This window comes from Alkalibacterium olivapovliticus (assembly GCF_003003275.1).
GTDB lineage: Bacteria > Bacillota > Bacilli > Lactobacillales > Carnobacteriaceae_A > Alkalibacterium > Alkalibacterium olivapovliticum.
Genome location: NZ_PVTO01000018.1, coordinates 1 through 17,518 on the forward strand (window position 1 = coordinate 1; position 17,518 = coordinate 17,518).

Annotated in this window: 14 protein-coding genes; 4 read left to right on the plus strand and 10 right to left on the minus strand. The window is 39.1% G+C overall.

All coding sequences use genetic code 11. The features are described from left to right. Positions 1-172 precede the first annotated feature (172 nt). The 8 genes from CLV38_RS09040 to CLV38_RS09075 form a co-directional block, all read right to left on the minus strand. Entirely contained in the window at positions 173-1,153 is a 981-nt protein-coding gene (locus CLV38_RS09040; protein ID WP_106194426.1) for an ABC transporter permease, read from the minus strand. 127 nt (positions 1,154-1,280) lie between these two features. Next, on the minus strand, positions 1,281-2,594 hold the full coding sequence (locus CLV38_RS09045) for a hypothetical protein (protein WP_106194429.1): 1,314 nt from the start codon (positions 2,592-2,594) through the stop codon (positions 1,281-1,283). Next, positions 2,584-3,276 carry a DUF624 domain-containing protein gene (locus tag CLV38_RS09050; protein WP_170068860.1) on the minus strand — a complete coding sequence of 231 codons (693 nt, stop codon included), beginning with the start codon at positions 3,274-3,276 and terminating at the stop codon, positions 2,584-2,586. Before CLV38_RS09050 ends, CLV38_RS09045 begins: the two co-directional genes overlap by 11 nt. Beyond that, a complete protein-coding gene (locus CLV38_RS09055; protein WP_106194435.1) occupies positions 3,273-4,763 on the minus strand; it encodes a response regulator transcription factor in 1,491 nt (496 codons plus the stop codon). The genes CLV38_RS09050 and CLV38_RS09055 overlap by 4 nt, the downstream gene beginning before the upstream one ends. Further along, positions 4,751-6,562 (minus strand): sensor histidine kinase, encoded by a 1,812-nt coding sequence (locus CLV38_RS09060; protein WP_106194437.1) that lies wholly within the window; start codon positions 6,560-6,562, stop codon positions 4,751-4,753. Before CLV38_RS09060 ends, CLV38_RS09055 begins: the two co-directional genes overlap by 13 nt. A gap of 5 nt (positions 6,563-6,567) precedes the next feature. Beyond that, on the minus strand, positions 6,568-8,808 hold the full coding sequence (locus CLV38_RS09065) for a glycosyl hydrolase family 95 catalytic domain-containing protein (RefSeq protein ID WP_106194440.1): 2,241 nt from the start codon (positions 8,806-8,808) through the stop codon (positions 6,568-6,570). A gap of 227 nt (positions 8,809-9,035) precedes the next feature. Then, positions 9,036-10,349 carry an MATE family efflux transporter gene (locus CLV38_RS09070; RefSeq protein WP_106194443.1) on the minus strand — a complete coding sequence of 438 codons (1,314 nt, stop codon included), beginning with the start codon at positions 10,347-10,349 and terminating at the stop codon, positions 9,036-9,038. Positions 10,350-10,608: 259 nt separating this feature from the next. After that, complete coding sequence (locus CLV38_RS09075; RefSeq protein WP_106194446.1) at positions 10,609-11,109, minus strand: cysteine hydrolase family protein; 501 nt, start codon at positions 11,107-11,109, stop codon at positions 10,609-10,611. A 269-nt stretch (positions 11,110-11,378) separates the two neighbouring features. On the opposite strand from CLV38_RS09075, the gene CLV38_RS09080 reads away from it, so the two are divergent. The 3 genes from CLV38_RS09080 to CLV38_RS09090 all read left to right on the plus strand — a co-directional run bounded on the left by CLV38_RS09080 (position 11,379) and on the right by CLV38_RS09090 (position 12,953). Further along, the gene (locus CLV38_RS09080; protein WP_106194449.1) at positions 11,379-11,576 is read left to right on the plus strand and encodes a hypothetical protein; all 198 of its coding nucleotides are present in this window, start codon (positions 11,379-11,381) and stop codon (positions 11,574-11,576) included. A 49-nt stretch (positions 11,577-11,625) separates the two neighbouring features. Continuing rightward, on the plus strand, positions 11,626-12,411 hold the full coding sequence (locus CLV38_RS09085; protein ID WP_106194452.1) for a helix-turn-helix transcriptional regulator: 786 nt from the start codon (positions 11,626-11,628) through the stop codon (positions 12,409-12,411). Between the two features lie 107 nt (positions 12,412-12,518). Beyond that, on the plus strand, positions 12,519-12,953 hold the full coding sequence (locus CLV38_RS09090; RefSeq protein ID WP_106194455.1) for a VOC family protein: 435 nt from the start codon (positions 12,519-12,521) through the stop codon (positions 12,951-12,953). A gap of 139 nt (positions 12,954-13,092) precedes the next feature. Here CLV38_RS09090 and CLV38_RS13740 read toward each other — a convergent pair whose 3' ends face one another. Then, positions 13,093-13,242, minus strand: coding sequence for a hypothetical protein (locus tag CLV38_RS13740; protein WP_170068861.1), 150 nt, complete (start codon positions 13,240-13,242; stop codon positions 13,093-13,095). Positions 13,243-13,602: 360 nt separating this feature from the next. Then, entirely contained in the window at positions 13,603-15,339 is a 1,737-nt protein-coding gene (locus tag CLV38_RS09095) for an ABC transporter ATP-binding protein (RefSeq protein ID WP_106194458.1), read from the minus strand. Positions 15,340-16,418: 1,079 nt separating this feature from the next. On the opposite strand from CLV38_RS09095, the gene CLV38_RS09100 reads away from it, so the two are divergent. Next, a complete protein-coding gene (locus CLV38_RS09100) occupies positions 16,419-17,504 on the plus strand; it encodes a methionine ABC transporter ATP-binding protein (protein ID WP_106194461.1) in 1,086 nt (361 codons plus the stop codon). The last annotated feature ends 14 nt before the right edge of the window (positions 17,505-17,518 follow it).

The window sequence follows — 17,518 nt, forward strand, 5'->3', positions numbered from 1 at the left end:
CCCCAAGGAGGGATATAGAACATTCATAAAATGAATGTCGCAACTCCTTTTGCACTCGCTATAGAGAACTAGCGTTCTCTATAGTTTGACGGTTTCTTCAGTATGCTCTTTTTCCAAAAGATCGCCAGTTATTGCCATTACTTTTGTCTTGACTTATTACCATAAGACTTTCCTACATGATGGATATGTCGCTTGTTTTCTTAGCCAGCGTATTGAATGTAAAAATCAGAACAATTGAAATAACTGACTTAAATATTCCAATTGCCGTACCATATGAGTACCTGAACATCCCAATACCATAATCAAGAGCGTATTTTTCAATAACGATGGCGGCGTCAGCTACTATATTGTTTCCAAGAAGCATTTGTCTCTCAAACCCAATATTAATGATATTCCCAATACTCATGATCATCAGAATAATGATGATCGGTTTGATTGAAGGAAGCGTGATATGCCACATCTTCTGGAATCGATTTGCACCGTCCACATGAGCTGCCTCATACATCTCCTGGCTTATAGCCGTCATAGCTGCCAGATAGATAATGGCGTTCCACCCAGTAGACTTCCAGACTTCCGCACCTGTAACAATTCCCCAGAACATACCGGGACGAGCCATAAAATTGATTGGCCCTTCGATAAAATTTAAATACTGGAGAATGTTATTGACAACTCCAGTATTAGATAATACTGTCGTAACCAGATTAGCTACTACTACCCAGGATACAAAATGCGGAAGGTAAGATATCGTTTGGGTCATCTTTTTAAATCGGGTAAATCTTAATTCGTTAAGTAACAATGCGAATGCAATTGCGGTAGTCGTTCCGAATACTAACCCAAGACCACCCATTCCAATAGTGTTCCTTAGTGCGGTATAAAAGAGTGAGTCATTAAACAATACTCTGAAATGATGCAGGCCAGCCCATTCAGATCCAAAAAATCCATTCTGAGGCCGGTAATTCTGAAAAGCCACGAGCCAGCCGACAAGAGGGGCATAAGCAAAAATCGCCAGCCAGATAACAAATGGAAGTGACATGGCTATCAGCAACTTTTGCTGCTTGATGAGTTTCCACGTTATTTTTTTCTTTGGCATCTTCTTTTGCCTTGCTTTTATCAAACCCTGTTTTTCAACATCAATTACTTTAGCTGATTCCATACTAACCACCTTTAACCTTTCCTTCGTTAATTAAATGATAACTGATAACGCTTCCAATAAAAACATGACAAACACGCCATTAGTATAGTAAAATCTGGACAGATGACAGCCTGTCCAGATTTTATTGTTATTTATTTAATTCTCTTAACGCCTCAAACATGTCATTTAATTTCTCGTCATCCGCTATAAACTCACTAATGGAATCGTTTTTTACAATGACTGTTGTCGCATCAGAAACAGGAATTAACTCTATATTTTTTTCAACAACATCTCCTTGATTAGTATACTGATAGGTCAATGTAACAGCCTCTTCATTCAAATCCACCTTATCCCTTTCGTCATCACGTATTCTCTGATAGGACAAGCGAGCCAGATATTGATAGGCTCTTCTCATTACATCCTCTTCGACTTCTTTCTCATTAATAAAGAATGCACTGTCGATAACGACTTCTCCTTGATCATCGATCGAGAAATCGCGGTCAATCTCTACCAAGAAATGCTCAGTTCCCCTTTTTATCTCTACCTGTTCAACTGCATCTAATGGGATAAGCGCAATAAAATTATCAACGATTTCAAGAGGATCAATGTCATAAAATTCTGTCAGGTGGGTTGGAATCAGGTAGTTCTGATCCAGACTATCCACTCTGATAACCGTTTGACCGTCCTTCTCGGCTTTACCGATTTCAATCGTTTCACTCCCTTGAGTATGGATGAGTTCAATTGTCTGGACGACTTCCTCTATAACCATTTTAGTTTCTTCTCCATGGAGACGGGTTATACTTTCAAAAAAGTCATCCATCCAGCCGTACTGAACCGAAAAATCAGTTTCAAATGGTCCATGTAAATACCAGCCACTTATAAAAGGGATCTTTTCCACTTCTGACAGGTCCGTGGTCTGATTCAAAACAATCGTTTCGTCTCCAATTAGTCTAATTTCTTCAATATCGCCTTCATCCAGTTCGATTGCTGCTTCTAGAAACGTGCTGCTGAATGGTGATAAAGAAGCTGGCAAGGTTTCAACAAGGTATGTTGTATTGTTCACTTGCGCAAGCGTTCCCTCTTCATCATACCAAATACTTAGGCTTATTTCGTCTGATCGATCAGACAGCTGTATCATCAGATCTTCTTTATCTTCGATTTCACGATTAACTCTTCTTCCGGACAGTTCTCTTAGATCTTCAATGAAGAATCTGACAGCATCCTGACTTATATTGACTGCTCCTTCGCTATGCCACTGCTGATCAGTGTAATTCGCTGATATCGATTCTTCACTGGATATGACAGAAAAATCAGTAGGGGATATATTTTGGGGAAGTAGAAACTGTACGGTTTCTTCATTTACAGTTGTCTCATCTTCCTGGTCTGCTTCCTTACTGGTGCATGCACCTAATGCAAGAACAAACAAAAATAGACTGATCACTCTCTTTGATTTATTGTGCATCAACTTCACCCTTTCCTTCAGAAAAACTTGACTTCAAGTCGCTTAAAAGCGTTTGGCTGTTTCTCATAAAATAAAAACCGGCTACTGCAAACAGAAATAGAATAGCAGTCATGGGATACCCATAGCCAATCAGCCCAAATGCAAATAAGTAACCCAGATGAGACAGGGCGAGCCATTTATATTTGAAGATAAGGTAGACAGAAAAAAGAACAAGATTCTTTAAGGTCACCTCGAAGCTAGAGAGTATCGTGAAAGCATACACCGCTGACAACACAAGAATCAGACCAACAATTAAACTAATAATGGTTAAAATCATCCATCCTCTTTCGAGTACAAATAAAATATCGACTACTACAATTAATAACGCTATTAAATAAAGTCCCCAGTATACTGTACTTTGTCTGAAATTATTTTTGTACGCTCCAAAGTAATCTTTAACTGGAGATACAAATCTATCCCTGTTCAGCTTTCCCATAGTATAAAAAAGGGCTGTAATACTCGCACCAGCTGGAATCAACGCAACTGTAAAGAACAGGATATGACTGATACTCACAGGAATAAAGATAAACGCCATAATAAATAAACTGTTACTGACAAGAAAGAAAAAATTGACACTTAAAAAGTAATATATATACTGGGTTATCTTATATAAAAGAGTATCTGTAGACTGTTTTTCTTTCATGACTGCTCTCCATCTCTCCATTTTTTCTGGTATTCTTTAGGGCTGATACTAAATTTCTTTTTGAATTTTTTATGGAAATAGTCATAGTTTGAGTAGCCTACCATTTTGGCAATTTCGTAAATGTACAAATGCTTATCTTTAAGCAGATTTTTTGCCCTAGTTAGTCTCAGGTCGTCCAGATACAAATGGTAACTCTTACCGGTATCTGTTTTAAACTTTTTGCCAAGGTAAGACTGACTATAATTGAACTCTTGTGCCAAGTCTTTGAGGCTTAAATTTAAATGGTAGTTCTTTTCAGAGTAAAACTTAATATCTTCGATAATATCCTGTTTTTCATTCGTCTGATAAAAAAAGCGACCGAAATCATAAAAGACATACTTTAAAAATTTTGCTGTCTGGTAAAGTGAATCTTCTTTCCAGACAACTGACAGAATTTTATCTTTCTCGATTTCTTTGATTGGTTTCTGCATGCTTTCTTCTAAGAAAGAGACACATTCAATAAAAATCATTGACCACTCTCTTTTTACTATTCCACTGTCCTGTTTTGTCGCTTGAAAGTAGTCAACGCACCAATCAACAATTTGCTCAATTTCATCTTTCTGGTTATCTTTAATCGCTATTTTCAACTTGATAATCAGTTTTTCAAGTGAGTCAATCTCTGCCTTTTTATTGATGGATTGCTTAGTTAGAACATGTGTATCCGGATAAAAATAGCGTTGGGATTCTAGAAACTTAATTTCACCATATAAATTCGGGAGATCATCTACGTTTGATCCTACCGAACTGATTGTTGCCTTCAATCGCGTATCTGATTTTAGTTCAGCGATCAACTGATCAGTTTTCATCTCTGAATGGGCTGCAATCAGCATGAATAAACTGTCTCCATAGGTATACAGAAAATAATTGTCCTCAATACACTTCTCACAAATCTGAACGAAGTCCTGTAAAACCAGCTTTTCTCCTTTTCTAATCAGTTTAATAAGCTGGAAAGCTGAGAAATCAGATAGGTGATTGATTTCATCTTTTCTCTCCTTGTGAATGATATATGAAAAAAGGGTCTGATTTTCTAAATAACTTTGAAAATGCTTTTTGTTTTTCTTATCTCTAGTTTCTTCAACCAGTTGCTGCTCCACTTTTTTTAAGACAGTTAAGAGCTCATTTTCATCGATCGGTTTAAGCAGGTAATCGATCGCCCCATACGAAATAGCTTCCTGAGCATATTTAAAGTCAGAATAACCTGATAATAAAATAAAGCGTGAGGAGCTTTCTTTTTTCTTTGCCTCTTTTATCATTCCTAATCCGTTCAGACCCGGCATTTTGATATCTGTGATGACGAGATCGGGCCTTTCCTTTTCAATCAATTCCAATCCTTCCAGACCATTTTCTGCTGAGTCGATTACACAAAATCCGGCCTTTTCCCAATCGATCAAATAGTTCATTCCTTCTCTTACTGCAGGTTCATCATCTACTATAATTACAGAATACACGTCTCATCACTCTCTCTATCATAAGTTACTTTAGGAACTGTTATCGTAATCTCCGTCCCTTTGCCCTCTTCGCTCATTATTTCAAGCCCATACGCCTCACCGTAAAATACTTTTATTCGCTGCTGAACATTTCTGATCCCCAAATGAGCACTTTCTTCTTCAGAAGCCAGTACTTGTTTTATTTCAAGCAGTTTTTTCTGGGAAATACCTAATCCGTTATCCTTAATGACTATTTTTAATGTATCCAAATCTTCTGTTAACGTGATATCAATATTTCCTTTTCCTATCATCGGCTCGATTCCATGAATAAATGAATTTTCAACGAGTGGTTGGATAATTAATGGAATAATCAGATAACGACCACTAGTATGATTATTTATACTGTAGTCAATATGATCACCAAACCTTAATTTCTGAATATGCAGATACATTTCTGTAAATTGGAGCTCTTCGTCAAGTGAGGTTTCTTTTTCTTTTGTTTCAAGGGATTTCCTCATCAGTCGACTTAATAATGTAATGATTTCTGCTACTTCCCTATCTTGGTTCTTCAATGCTTTCATCCGAATCATTTCAAGTGTATTGTACAAAAAATGAGGATTAATCTGACTGGCCAGCATTTTAAACTGCGTATCTTTCAACTGCAGCTGCCAATTCTTTTCTTTTACCGCATGTTCGTAATTGATCGCCATCAACCCTTCAATACTACTTGATGTATGAACGAGATGAGTATAAACATCTGACAATTCGTCATTGCCTTTGATCGATCGTTCAATTGAGAATTCACCGTTCGCTACTTTAGACATGGCGTCTTTAAGTTTGATGATACGACTGTTAAATGTTTTGATAAAAACAACAAGCATTAGGATACTGATGGATAAAACACTTATGATAATAATATAGGCTACTCGAAGGTCTCTGTTTACATCTTCCAATATGCTATCTGTTGGAACAACACCAATAACCTGCATGGTGGAATTTAATGTCTTGGGTATAGTCACGTCTCTTATATTAAGCGTAAAGTCCGTATTAAAACTGTCTGAATCTACCGTATTATAATTGCCTTCTTCTGTCCTGACAGTCTCCAGTACTGGTCGATACTCGGCATATGCGTCATAAATATTTTGATGCTGAGGAAAACTAAATAACGGGGTCTGATTATCTAAGGTAATAAACACACTACTGGCAGAATCATCTAAAATATTGTCTATAGCTTCCCGACTGACTGCGATGGCTACCACACCTATAAATTCATAGTTGCTGTAAACTGAGCGCACCAGGTTTAAGTGAGTAGATTGAGTGATATGATCCGTAATTACTTCCCAGGCGATCCGTCCATTCCGATCTCTGCCATCACGATACCACTGCTGCTCTTGAATGGCCTCACTTGCATGATAAATCCCAGTTGTACTCGTCAGTGTTGGATTATCTACAAAAAACCGAATGTATTCTATCTCATCATAGTATCTCAGGTAGTCCTCAAACATCTGATACTGTGAGTAGGCCTGATAAACATCAAAAGGATTATCGTATTGCGTAGTGACTAAAGTCGCTAAGTCTTCATCCTGATAGATCCAGTCAGAAACTCTTGTTATGGAAGAGAGGGCCGCTACATAGTCAGATCTTATCCGTTCGTTATTGCTTTCAATTTCTTCAAGCTTGTTGGAAATAAGGTTATTTCTAATGCTCAAAGTCAAATAGACCCCTACTAATAGAATGGGAATAATCAATATAATAAAATAAGACCCCAGCAATTTTTGCTTGATCGATATATACGGTTTTCGGTTAACTCGTTTTTTCACTCAATTCAACTCCTGGAGATAAGAACCTCTTGGATACACCTATCAGTTTCATTTAATGGCATTCTTATGACCTCGTCTTGCTTGTCTTTAAATACCCAGTCGTTTGAAAGGACTACGTCAATAACAGTTGGCTGCTCTGATGTAAGTGAGAGGCTGAAAGTTCCTTTATTCAGATCCCAAGAAAAATGGTTGACTGTCACTTGATTCGGCAACCTTATGCCTTTAAGCGTCCCAGATTGCAACCAATAAGGAACTGCTTTAAATAACGTCAGAACTCCCGATTTTTCTGTATACATCAACGCATCATGAACGATCTTTGGAAAGGACCCATTAGCATCCAAGTTAAACACGTTCTGATGATTGTAATGACTGGAAGCAAAAGAGGGAAAGAACGAGCGATTCCTAATTAATTCCCCTATTGCTTTCTCTACATCGTTTGGTCGCTCTAAGGCGACAGCACACATCGCTGCATGCATGCGTCCGTGAGATGAAGAGGTATCCCCATCAGAACTCATAAGCCATGCTTCCAGCCGTTTATCAAATGCCTTGTGTGAAGCTTTCCATAAATCAGGCTGATCAACTGTTATCTCTTTTGTTTGAAACACCGGATAAAGATTTGAAAAATGGCGATGATTGGGGTTCTCTTTTGCCGACTCATCAATCCATTCTTTCAGGACGCCTTCGCTGTCAATCATGTATTCAGGCAAAGCATTTTCAAATACTTTATATGTTTTTGGCAAAGTGTATTCTAGTACAGTATACGCTTTTTTTAAATAGGCGAGTGTCGCTTTTACGACAGCAATATCCATAGTGGCATTATCACCCATCCCATTCTCAGCAGAATAACTAGGTCTGAATAGAGCCACACCTTCTTCATATTGAACAAAATCTTCATAAAACTGCAGAGTTTCTATATAAAATGGTATTGCGGTATTTTTAAGAAAAACCTTGTCTAAGGTATAGTCGTAGTATTCATTGTAAAAGAAACCCAGCCAGCCAGCTCCAGAAGTCCAGAATATTAATGGCCACTCCTTGTTCCAGTGAACATGCAATGCCCGTGTACTGGCATGTACCGGGACGAGAAATCCTCTGCACCCATAATACTTCTGTGCATTTTCTCTGAAGTCATCTTTATACAGGTTTACTTTTTCAAATAACCCCTGTAACTGATCAAACAGTCCCAAACTTGCCTGAGAAGCGATGGCCAGTTGGACATTAGTATCAAACGTAAAGTCTCCACTCCAGGCTGGACGAAAATCGCCACTCCAAATACCCTGTAGATTCGGTACTGCCGGCCCTGACATTGACTGGATAAAATAACGGCTCGCATCGTAAAAACGTTCATACAGTCCCAGTGGTATAGTATTCTCTGTTTCCAATCTGCTGATCAACTCTTCATAGCTTTGAACACTTTCCTCTTTATCAGCTATCTGTAAAGATACTTGATTATATACTGTTGAATGGTCCGATATGTGTGTCCCTTCGATTTCGTCAAATTCCTCCAAAGAACTATCACAGCGACTGACCGACAGGCATAATCTAAGTGACGTTGCTTCTGAGACTGATATGGTATTGTTATTAATTTTCTCTCTGCCATTACTCATCCATTTTACCGTTACTACATAGTTGCTTCCGTCGATATAGGTAAATACTTCCTGAATTTCATTTTCAGATATATGGACAGTCTGTTGATCCAGTTCTGACTGCTCAAAATCTTCCACTGTAAAGTTCAAAGAAAATGACTCACTGCTACTCAGTTCCAAGTAAAGTGCATCTGATTTTTTTGAAATGAATGCTTTTTTACTGATTCTCTGTCCCTGATTTGTCAGAAAAGAGTCCAGTATCAGACCTTTCTCAAAATCAAGCGCTCTCGTGAAATCTGTTTGTGGTGAAATGGACAGATTGTCGAATCGAAAGGCAATTTCAGCTGCGGGATGGTACAAGTCACTCATTGTCAATCCTTTGTATCCAAGATCCATTGCTTTCATTTCAAAATAATTAATCCCAGCCTGATACCCATCTACTTTAATAATATCCCTTAACTCTTCAAGATATGCGGACATATCTGGGATGTCATTCATTTTATTGGTTTTTAAATAGAGTGAGTGATGGTTTAAGATAACTTTAAAACTCTCAGCACCTCCGAATACTATACCACCCGTTTCACCATTCCCGATGAAGTAGCCGTCTTCCCATTTGCTGGATGGATGGTTACTCCAGACACCCTTATTTGGTCGATAATCCATTTACTAACCTACTCCTCTTTATGTAAACGCTTTAATTTAACCGAATTATAGCACAGGTTTTTTAAACAGAGTACCTGAAAAAATAGATAGTTTGCATGAAAAAATGGTCATCTTTTAATAGTTTAACAATAAATTTGCTGCATTTCGTACCAAGTTGTGACATTTCAAAAAAACACTTCAAGCATGAATGAAATTTCTCCAAATGCTTAAAGTGCTTTACTATGCCTTTATTTAGTTTTCTTGATCCGTTTATTCGGATTGATGACAGACGCCACAATAATGAGGATTAGTGCTTCAGTAATGACATAAGAAGACCAGACGCCAATCATCCCATAGTAGTGACTCAGAATCAACGCCAGCGGGATGATAATAAGTCCGCCTCTTAACAATGAGAAGAACAGTGCCCGATTCGGCTGATCCGTTGCGCCAAAATAACTGGTCAGTATCGTATTCATACCGGCAAAAATGAACCCTGCAAAGTAAATCAGCAGGCCGTAAGTGGCCATAGTGGCGATATGTGCATTCTGGTCACTGTTAAAAGCCGATATGATCTGTTCCGTAAACAACGCAGTTCCGCCGTAAACAGTTAAGCTCACAATGAGTGTTGTGACCAGCGACAAAAATAGAACCTGTTTCATCTGTTTCAAATTCTTCAATCCGAAACTTTCACTGAGTAAAGGCTGTGCGCCTTGAGCGACCCCTGCGAATAAAGACATTACGACAAAGGCAATATTGGTGATGATGCCGTAAGCTGCCAAGCCATCATTTCCTTCTAGACTGAATATAATCGTATTAAAGGAAAACATGACGATAGAAGCGGATAATTCATTGATAAACGCCGAAGCACCAAGGTACGTAACGTCCCGGATAAGCCAGCCTTCGATTTTTTGAAAAGTCAGCTTCAGCTGGTTGGTCGGCTTAAAAAAGTGGATTGACAGAATCATCAAGCTGAAGATCGGAGACACACTTGTTGCCAGAGAGGCACCGAACATACCCATTCCTAATGGGAAAATAAATATATAATCCAGCACGACATTCAGCACACTACCGATCACCATTCCATACATAGCCAGAGATGGATCACCATCGTTGCGAACAAACGACAGCAGCATATTGTTGACCACGAAAAAGGGTGCAAACGTCAGAATCGTCCGCAGGTAAACCGTCGTCATTTCAAAAGTTTCAGCATCTGCCCCAAGCGCCCTCGCCATGGGAGCTGCTCCAAACAAACCAATGGCCATAAATATGAGTCCCATAATGACAGCAAAAAGAAAGGTTTGAGAGTAGACTCTTCTGGATTCTGTCACTTTATTCTGAGACAGTAGAATCTTATAACGCGTTGCCCCTCCGAGTCCCAGCATTAATCCGAATCCGTGAATAATCCCGAAAGCAGGGATACTCAGATTTAATGCGGCAATCCCAGTAGATCCCAGTGCCTGGGCAATAAACAAGGTATCCGCCAATATATAAAATGAGATACCCAGCATTCCCAGCATATTTAAACTTACATATTTAAAAAATAATGTCATACTTCGCTGCATACTATTCCTCCACCTAAAAAATCGAGCTTAGACTAGCTTACTTGGACTGTCTATCAAAGTCAATTTAAGCAGAATATTCTTTCTAAATTTATCTATAAGAAGAGGCTCTATAGTTGTTTCATTGTTTGCCTGTATTAATGTAATACTCAAAATCGAGTGGTGGATTGTAGCTGACTTAGCTGTGTGACCTTTTTGAGAATTCAGTCTAGAACAGACAAAAGAGTTACCGCATAAAACTAAACGATAACTCTTTTGTTCTTTAAATAAAGGTGACGAACTGATCATTCCAGATCGATTCGTAGAATTTAACGGTGTCTTCTGCACTCATCCAGTTGTTGTCCCATGACGTGTGCAGCCCTTTTTCCATGATGATGGCATAACCCAACCCATGTGCAAATTTCACTGTAGAATCCACACAATACTGGGTTTCTGCTCCACAGATCTCCAGTGACCGTGTATCCAGTTTATCCAGTACATATTTCAGTTCAGTCTGATAAAAAGCATTGGGATGTTTCTTCTCAATAAAATAATGTGCCTGATCTTTATTCAGCTCAGCCAGTACTTCCCACTTCTCAGTTCCTCTTACTAAATAGTCATCAGTATGCTGTACGAAAATAACAGGTTTGTTCTCATAAACATATGCCGCAATACGGTCATTGATTCCTGACACGAGCCGGTCAAACTGACCTATCGTTTGATTTTCATAATGACAAACACCTTTTTGCATATCGATAACGATGAGTACATCTGCAGTTGTCATAGCCACACCCTCTCTTCACTTATTTCATCACTCGTTTAACCCCCCTCTGCTCGCCGGTATCTGTCTCGTTTCCTAGAGTATAAACCACTTTTTACCATTAAAAAAGTCATTCGACTGCGCTCCAGTCAATAAGGACGAGTTCTTTTTGGTTTATAAAATGTTCATTACTGCTCTACTTCCTCAATAAACTGCCAGGTCTCTCCGTTAGTATCATTTGCATGCTGGGGAAATAGTGATAATCTGATGATACACCCTTAGGAGGGTTCAGCATGAACAATAATCAAGAGTGGCCAGTCTATTTTATAGCCTTAGGTCCAGTAACTGGTAGCGCTATCGGTATAATCCTCAGTCTTTTTTTCCGATCAGTGAATATGGCTTTTTGGATCAGTGGGGGAGCTACAGCCGGTCTGCTTATCGGCGTTATTCTCTACAGTGTTTATCAAAACGAAGATAATGAAAAGGGCTAATTTGTTATAAACCCACTTCCTCTCTAGGCAGCTATAAAGGATGATTCTTATGAATGACATCATTAAAGATGTATTATTATACATGACTGCTCATTTGAAAGACGATTTAACTATTCAAGACGTTGCCTATCATTTTGGGTACAGCAAATTTCACTTCAGCCGTGAGTTTAAAAAACTGACGGGTTTTTCTGCTGCCGATTATTTATCTTCTATTAAAGTTGAATACGCCAAGAAAGAGCTTCTTGAAAAAAATTACTCCGTTACAGATTCTAGCTTTGATGCAGGCTATTCAAGCCTTGGTACTTTCTCCTCTAATTTTGCGAAAAAAACAGGTCTTACGCCCCGAGAATATAAATATCAGATAGAATCGCTATATGGATTGACTAAAGCATATGAGCAGGCATCTTCTAAAGGCATTCAATATCGCTCAAAAAAAAGCGACCCTATCAGTCAAAATCAGTTAGCCGTCACTGTTCACTATCTCGATGATTACAAACCAGGCGTTACTTTTATCGGACTGTTCAATCACCCCATTCCCAATCATAAACCGATTGTCGGAACTGCTTTGACTCACCAAACTGCTTACCAACTCACCTCTATCCCAGATGGAACCTATTACCTGCTTGCCTGTTCAATCGAAAAAACAATCAATCCTCTCCGCTATTTTCTGCTAAGCGATTGTCACCGCGGGAGAGCAGATACCGCTATCAAACTGCCTGAACAGTCCAATAATCAAATAAATATTTACTTACGTGAACCTCTTCCCGAAGATCCCCCTATTTTGATCAATTTACCCAAACTACTGGCAGATTCTTTTAAGTCCCGCAATCTATAAGAAGTTTTTTAAAAAGGTGTATGCGAAAATAATAGATAAGGAGACAGTGGAAGGAGGACGCATTGAGCAGTTGAAAACCCAATAGATAAAAAGAGAGGAAGTAGACTATGGATATCAAACTGACACCCTATTTAATGTTAAATGGAGATGCAAAAGAAGCAGTTGAGTTCTACAAGGATGTATTTGGTGCAAAGGTCGAGTCGATTGAATTAGTAAAAGACTGGCCTCAGGAGTTCGAAGGTGAGGTCCCCGAAGGATACGACGATCATGTGATGCATGCCCATTTAAGCTTCGGGTCATCTTCCTGGCTTATGCTGGCAGATGTCTTACCCGGGCAAACGTACACACCCGGTTCAACCATCACGATTATGCTGGATATTAAAACAGTCCCCATAGCAGAAACTCTGTATAAAAAACTAACTGCTGGTGGAGAAATTGTTAGTGCCTTGAGCGAAACAAGTTACAGTCCAGCTTACGCTCAAGTAAAAGACAAATTTGGTGTTGAATGGCAGATCGTAACAGAACACCCGGGGATGGATTGAGATTCAAGCGCCTAGGCAAAAGGTGTACTCCTGAAATAAGAACCAATAAAAACAAATCCGCCAGAGAATCCTTAACAGATTTCCGGCGGATTTGTTTATCTATGTAATCAAAATGAGCGTTGTGGTTCATATGCACTTATTATTCACTGCTATTAGACTCTTTTTTTAGTTTTTCTATTTCTTTTTCTAATTCACGAATCTTTTCTTTTTTTGACCTTATTTTAAAACTTAAGTCAGAAATAAGTAAAGCACCTGAAGATATAAAGAGTAACATTATAATATAGTCCATATTATCAGCTCCATCCTTAAAGGGGTCATCACAAAGTCATCACATTACACAACTAGAATTTTTATCTCATTAATCTTTGTTAATCTTATCAGTTTTGAATTGTAGCCTATTCAAATCAAGCGATAATTAAACTAAATTGTTTACTTCACAATCTAATGAACTGCTTACCTATATGTTACCAACTATTAGTAAGTTCCTCAAATAAAACTTTATAAGAATGAAGACCTGTTTATTTACTACTGACGTTATTATTTTGATTTTTTACCTGCGCAGCGAGTGTGTGTCGTTAATCCCCTCAATTGATCCCTTGGCCTCTAATCTAAAAAAACATCTGCACAGTTTTTTCTGCGCAGATGCTTTTTATGCTTTGAATTGCTGATTGTACAATTTGAAATAGGCCCCTTGATTCCCCATTAGGTTATCATGCCTTCCTTCTTCAACAAGCTTGCCTTTATCAAATACAAGAATTCGTTCGGCGTTTTTAATAGTCGAGAGTCGGTGAGCAATAACCAACGTTGTCCGCCCTTTGGCCAGTTTCTCCATGGATTCTTTGACGATAAACTCACTCTGATTATCCAGTGCACTTGTCGCTTCATCCAAGATGAGAATAGGCGGATTTTTCAGGAATACACGCGCGATACTGATGCGCTGTTTTTGTCCTCCTGATAAACGGACTCCTCTCTGTCCGACTTCAGAATCATAGCCGTTTGGCAAACTCAGTATAAAGTCATGCGCATTCGCCTGTTTCGCTGCTTCAACGATTTCTTCATCCGTTACAGACTGATCGCCGTAGCGAATGTTGTCTTTAATGGAGCCAGAGAAAAGGTAAATATCCTGCTGGACGATTCCCATTTTTGACCGGATGAAGGATAAGTCCAGCTCCCGAACATCGTAACCATCAAGAAGCAGACGTCCTTTGGAAACGTCATAAAAACGCGGAATCAGTTTGCTTATCGTCGATTTACCGACTCCCGATGCTCCTACAAGTGCCACGTACTCACCTTGTCTAATCGTAAAGTTCAGATCTTCGAATACTGTTTCATTCGTCTGGTCATAGGAAAAGCTGACCTCTTCAAAAGTAACTTCGCCTACTAAATCTGTGGGTATTATTGGAGCAACAGGATTTCTGATTTCAGGTTGTGTCTGGATCATTTCGCTGAAGCGTTGAAACCCTGTAAAAGCATCCTGAAGCATCGTACTGAACACTAGCATTCGTCTGATGGGTGCAACCAGAAATTCAATATACAACATGAAGGCCAGTAAATCCGGCAAAAGCAAGTCTTCTCCTATTATGAACGTGGCTCCGATCAGCACAACAGCAATGGTTATTAGTCTAATAAAGGCTTCTACCCCACTATAAAGGGCTGTTTCAACTTTATACGTCTCTCTTCTGCTGTCGAGAAACTGATTATTCTGGTGGTTGAATTTGTTCACTTCCAGCTGTTCGTTGGAAAATGACTGCACTTCACGAATGCCTGCCAGGCTGTCTTCCACCTGATTGTGGATGTCAGCCATCTTATTCTTGTTATCGAGCATAGTCCTGTTCATAAATTTATTACATATATAAGTGAAAATCGCCATGAAAGGTAAAAAGAACAAGATAACTAAGGTCAGTCTGACATTGATGAGCAGTAAAACAGTTACAGCTCCAACAAATCGTAATCCAAAAAGAATAATGTCTTCAATTCCGTGATGGTACACTTCAGAAATAGAGTACAGATCATTTCCAATCCGACTCATCAGTTCGCCAGTCTTCACTTTGTCAAAATAGCTGAACGACAGTGTCTGAATATGTTCAAACAGCTCACTGCGGAGGTCACGTTCCATTCGTGCGCCCAGCATATGGCCTTTATAATCCAGCAGAAACGAACTGATCTGCTGGAAAAGAGCCAGTATAAGCATAAGCAATCCATAACGCAGAACTTGATCTTGAGCATTCGTCAAATCACCTGAGAGAACATCTCCCGTAACATGACGAACAAGCAGCGGAAAAATCAGTGCAAGTATAGTTGAAACAAACGCATAGGTGAGTACTAGACTCAGTTGTTTTACATACGGGCGGTAGTATGATATAAAATGTTTGAATGGAAATTTCATGTATTAGTTAGTCCCTCTCAGTATATGTTTTTTAGTCATATACGAAGGGCGATGAGCCGTCTATCTATAAGTTAGAAAGGTCCTCCCCTTCGTACGCTGAGGCATTCATCATTGTCTGGGCCATTTGAACCATTCCTTTCGTGTAAGTTCATATAATCATAAATTACTTTACTGACTCATGCAATATGCTTCAGGTAAAATATAGTAAAGCATTAAATAAACGTCCGTTTAGTTATATTTAGTATTTTTTAAAATAAAATTTAGCTTTTTTTCAATTCATGGTTGACAGCTGGCACACACGCTTGATATAGTATTGAGCAACAGCAAGCTTATATTAAACATGCGTAAAGATAAGTACTATTCGGAAATCTTCATAGAGAGCCCTCACTGGTGAAAAGGGGCAAGATGAAAAAATAGGAAAATGGTCTTTTACAGCTTAGAATAGGTTCCATGTACAGTTCTAAGTCAAAGCAGATTGAGCAAATCCTTCGCGATAAGTTTATTACGGTCACACCCGTTACAGTGTCACAGTATCGTACATGATTTATAATGTACCGTACTGATGAAGGCAATGAGGAGTAATCCCATTGTAAATCAAGGTGGTAACACGAGACTATTTCGTCCTTGGAGGGGGTTCGCATGAAGCGAGCTTCTTTCAAGGACTTTTTTTATACAGTTTAATGAATTCAAACACTTAAGAGATGAGTAAATGACACTAAAGTAATAACAGAGAGCCTGTGTATGCTGAAATCAGGTTTACTTAAAGACATCGAATATGGTCTCTTCCCTGCTGTTTTAACCAATCAGCAGGGAAAAGTGGAATCCCAAGTCTGTAAACAGATGAGGCTGTTACGGTAGCACCCGTTAACGTGCATGAGAAAAGAGATTCCTGTAATCTGTTTTTACTTGTGAAGGTATTTTTTGTGAGAAAAATACAAACAAAGGTGGTACCGCGACTGTAACGTTCGTCCTTTGATTCAAGAACACCGAACCTGATAACTGGTTCGATGTTCCTGAATCGGGATGAACGTTTTTTTACGTTCAGATGATTTTTTTACACAGAAAGGGGATAACGAGTCATGATCGACTTAAAGAATATCGATGTTCATTTTAATACTAAAGAACAGGTGCTCCATGCTGTTCGGGATGTATCCATACACATTAATCAGGGAGATATATTCGGTATCGTTGGGTATTCCGGCGCTGGAAAAAGCACACTGGTTCGAACGATCAACCTCCTCCAGCGACCAGCTAACGGATCGGTTCAGGTCAACGGACAGAATCTCCTCGATCTGACCGCGAAAGAACTCAGACAGGCAAGGAAAAAAATCGGCATGATTTTTCAGCATTTCAACCTTATGAACAGCCGTACCGTTGCCGGAAATGTTCATTATGCCCTTCGCTCAAGCAATCTATCAGACGAAGAGAAAAAGATCAAAGTGGCAGACCTCTTAAAGGTCGTCGGATTAGCAGATAAACAGGATGTGTACCCTTCTCAGCTTTCTGGTGGGCAGAAACAACGTGTTGGGATTGCTCGTGCACTGGCAAATGATCCAGACGTACTCCTTTGTGATGAAGCAACCAGCGCTTTGGATCCAAAGACTACTCTCTCTATTCTGGAGTTGCTGAAAAAGCTGAACGAAGAACTAGGATTGACGATTGTGGTCATCACTCACGAAATGGAAGTCATTAAGGAGATATGCAACAAGGTCGCCGTGATGGAAGATGGGTCGGTTGTTGAACAAGGAAATATTGTCTCTATATTCACTGATCCGAAAAATCCGCTGACCCAGGAATTCATAAATACTGCTACGCACATTGATCAGGCTTTGGAAAAATTAGCCAGACACCCATCTCTTCTGAATTTAAACAGAGAAGACGTTGTCGTTCGTCTCTCATTTGTGGGAGAAAGTACAAACGAACCATTAATAGCCCGGCTGTATTCAAAATTTGCAGTTACTACCAACATACTTTATGGAGATATCGAAATTCTGCATGATACACCAATAGGTAATCTGATCGTCATTTTAAGCGGATCAGCAGCTCAACGCAGTCAGGCCGTTCATTTCCTGGAGTCTCAAAATGTCACTGTTCAACAGCTGGAACATATCCAGTTAGCCAAAAAATCAAAAGTCGTGCCACTGATCCGTGAGAAAGTCATTTAAAAAAATTAAAGTGT

Bases quoted from the DNA above. Each gene is read 5' to 3' on its own strand.
- CLV38_RS09080 (WP_106194449.1), top strand. From the start codon at position 11,379: ATGAACAATAATCAAGAGTGGCCAGTCTATTTTATAGCCTTAGGTCCA.
- CLV38_RS13740 (WP_170068861.1), bottom strand. From the start codon at position 13,242: ATGGACTATATTATAATGTTACTCTTTATATCTTCAGGTGCTTTACTT.
- CLV38_RS09090 (WP_106194455.1), top strand. From the start codon at position 12,519: ATGGATATCAAACTGACACCCTATTTAATGTTAAATGGAGATGCAAAA.
- CLV38_RS09095 (WP_106194458.1), bottom strand. From the start codon at position 15,339: ATGAAATTTCCATTCAAACATTTTATATCATACTACCGCCCGTATGTA.
- CLV38_RS09085 (WP_106194452.1), top strand. From the start codon at position 11,626: ATGAATGACATCATTAAAGATGTATTATTATACATGACTGCTCATTTG.
- CLV38_RS09040 (WP_106194426.1), bottom strand. From the start codon at position 1,153: ATGGAATCAGCTAAAGTAATTGATGTTGAAAAACAGGGTTTGATAAAA.
- CLV38_RS09065 (WP_106194440.1), bottom strand. From the start codon at position 8,808: ATGGATTATCGACCAAATAAGGGTGTCTGGAGTAACCATCCATCCAGC.
- CLV38_RS09070 (WP_106194443.1), bottom strand. From the start codon at position 10,349: ATGCAGCGAAGTATGACATTATTTTTTAAATATGTAAGTTTAAATATG.
- CLV38_RS09050 (WP_170068860.1), bottom strand. From the start codon at position 3,276: ATGAAAGAAAAACAGTCTACAGATACTCTTTTATATAAGATAACCCAG.
- CLV38_RS09075 (WP_106194446.1), bottom strand. From the start codon at position 11,109: ATGACAACTGCAGATGTACTCATCGTTATCGATATGCAAAAAGGTGTT.
- CLV38_RS09045 (WP_106194429.1), bottom strand. From the start codon at position 2,594: ATGCACAATAAATCAAAGAGAGTGATCAGTCTATTTTTGTTTGTTCTT.
- CLV38_RS09100 (WP_106194461.1), top strand. From the start codon at position 16,419: ATGATCGACTTAAAGAATATCGATGTTCATTTTAATACTAAAGAACAG.